Raw genomic sequence first — 367 nt, forward strand, 5'->3', positions numbered from 1 at the left:
CACCTACACCATCACGCTGACCAACAAAGATGGTCTGCCGATCAACAACCATTCGGAGCTGTACTTCAAGCTGGCTGACGGTACCAATATCGTCGTGGCGGCCAACAGCACCACCGGCTCGGCCACTGCCATCGCGCCGGACAACGTCTATGTCGGCAGCAATGCACCAGTAGTCAATTCCATTGATTCGGTCAGCGGTGCGGACGCGTGGAAGTTCGAGCAACTGACCCTGGACAAGACCGAAGTCAAAACCCAGGTCACCGACGAGCCAGGCACGCCAGGTAATGAAGGCGACATCGTCAAGGTCACCATCACGGCCGACCAGGTTTCTGTCGCCGAGAACGTCAAACCGACGTTTACCGTGCAC

1 protein-coding gene is annotated in these 367 nt (G+C 57.5%); it reads left to right on the plus strand.

Annotation, left to right across the window (positions count from 1 at the left end; genetic code table 11):
* Positions 1 to 367, plus strand: a 367-nt coding sequence (locus tag IAE39_RS29510) for an immunoglobulin-like domain-containing protein (RefSeq protein ID WP_201207965.1), incomplete at both ends; no start/stop codon positions are given.

It is taken from the genome of Pseudomonas sp. S37 (assembly GCF_016658545.1).
Classification (GTDB): Bacteria; Pseudomonadota; Gammaproteobacteria; order Pseudomonadales; family Pseudomonadaceae; genus Aquipseudomonas.